The sequence below is a fragment of the Streptomyces bambusae genome (assembly GCF_019400985.1).
Classification (GTDB): Bacteria; Actinomycetota; Actinomycetes; order Streptomycetales; family Streptomycetaceae; genus Streptomyces; species Streptomyces bambusae_A.
The window spans coordinates 1-1,988 of the sequence record NZ_WTFF01000586.1 but is presented as its reverse complement, the minus strand read 5'-3'; the positions used below and the strand labels follow the sequence as shown (position 1 = coordinate 1,988).

Below are 1,988 nucleotides of genomic sequence, written 5' to 3'. Positions count from 1 at the left end.
AGGCGCGTGGCCGTCTGATGGGTGGGCTGCCCGAGGGCGGGGCGATGGTGTCGGTGCAGGCCGCGGAGGACGAGGTCCGGGCGCTGTTGATCGACGGGACGGACATCGCGGCGGTCAACGGGCCGCGCGCGGTGGTGGTTTCGGGTGTCGAGGACGCGGTGCTGGTGGTGGCCGGGAAGCTGGCGGACGAGGGCCGTAAGACCAAGCGGCTGACGGTCTCGCACGCCTTCCATTCGCCTTTGATGGAGCCGATGTTGGAGGCGTTCCGGCAGGTCGCCGAGGAGTTGACGTACCACGCTCCGGCGGTCCCGGTGGTGTCGAACGTGACGGGGCGGATCGCTTCGGCGCAAGAGCTGTGCTCGGCCGGGTACTGGGTGCGGCATGTCCGTGACGCGGTGCGGTTCGCGGACGGGATCGCGGCTCTGGAGGCCGAAGGGGTGCGGACCTTCGTGGAGTTGGGGCCCGACGCGGTCCTGACCGCCATGGCCCAGCACTGCGTGACCGAGGAGGCCGCCGATGCCTGCGCCTTCGTGCCCGTCCTGCGCCGCGCCCGTCCCGAGGCCGAGACCCTGGCCGGCGCGCTGGCCGCCCTCTTCGCCCGGGGGATCGACCCGGACTGGAGCGCGTACTTCGGTACGGGACCGCGCGCGGCCGGCGTGCCCGGATATGCGTTCCGGCGCACCCGGTTCTGGCCGCGGCCACTGTCCGCCGGGTCGCAGGGCTCCGACGCCCATCCGCTGCTGGCGTCGGCCCTGGCCCGCGCCGAGTCCGACGAGCTGATCCTCTCCGGCCGGCTGTCGGCCCGTACCCACCCGTGGCTGGCCGACCACGTCGTCAACGGCACCGTGATCGTGCCCGGCACGGCCTTCGTCGAGATGGCCCTGCACGCCGGCCAGGCCGTCGGCTGCGCCACCGTCGACGAGCTGACCGTCCTCGCCCCGCTGCGACTGCCCGCGCACGCCGAGGCGGAGGTGCAGGTCGCCGTGGCTCCGGCCGACGGCGACCCGGAGCGCTGGTCGGTCACCGTGTACGCCCGTCCCGCCGGCGCCGCAGGCGCCGTGGACGCCGAGTGGACCCGGCACGCCGGAGGCCTGCTCGCCGCCGGTGCGCCGGCGGAGACCGAGGCGGGGCCGCTGATCTGGCCTCCGGCCGACGCCGAGGAGGTCGAGGCGGGGGACACGTACGTCCGGGCCGTGGCCATGGGCTTCGACTACGGCCCGGCCTTCCAAGGGCTCAAGGCCGCCTGGCGGCGCGGGGACGAGATCTTCGCCGAGGTCTCCCTGCCGGCGTCCGAGGGCGACGAAGCCGCCCGGTTCGCCTTCCACCCGGCGCTGTTCGACGCCGCGCTGCACACGGGGTTCATCGAGTCGCCGGGCGGGTCCGACGACGCCGGCCGGCTGCCGTTCACCTGGCAGGGCATGACCCTGTACCGGGCGGGCGCGGCCTCCGTACGGGTCCACCTGACCCGGAGCGGTGCCGACACCCTGTCGTTGCGGATCACCGACGAACTGGGTGCGCCCGTCGCCTCCGTCGACTCCCTCACCCTGCGCGCACCGAGCCCGCAGGACCTCGCCGCCGACGGCGCGGCCCTGCTGGAGACCCGATGGGAGCCGCTGGAGCCGGTCGGCGTTCCCGCCGGCCCCTGCGCGCTGCTCGGCCCGGTCCCGGCCGCCCTGGCCGACGCCCTGTCCGGCGCCGGAATGCGCGCCGCCGCCCACGCGGACGCGGACGCGCTGGAGGCGGCGGCCGGCGAGGTGCCCGCAACCGTTGTACACCTCTTGGACCTTGCCGCCTCCGTCCCGCACATCTCCGTCCCGCACGCCTCGGCCGCGCAGGAGGCCGCCGGCGCCGACCGCGGCGACGATACGGGCGACAGCGGCGACGAGCCGGGCGACCCCGTGGCGGCCGCCGTGGCCGGGGTCTGGGCCGCCGCATCCCTGCTGCGCGACTGGGCGGTCCGGCCGCTCGCCGAGCAGACCCGGCTGGCC

General features: G+C 75.8%; 1 protein-coding gene. It reads left to right on the top strand.

Features of this window, described 5'->3' with window-relative positions; all coding sequences use genetic code 11:
* A partial coding sequence (locus GPJ59_RS35795; RefSeq protein WP_219672295.1) for a polyketide synthase dehydratase domain-containing protein occupies positions 1–1,988 on the top strand: 1,988 nt, incomplete at both ends.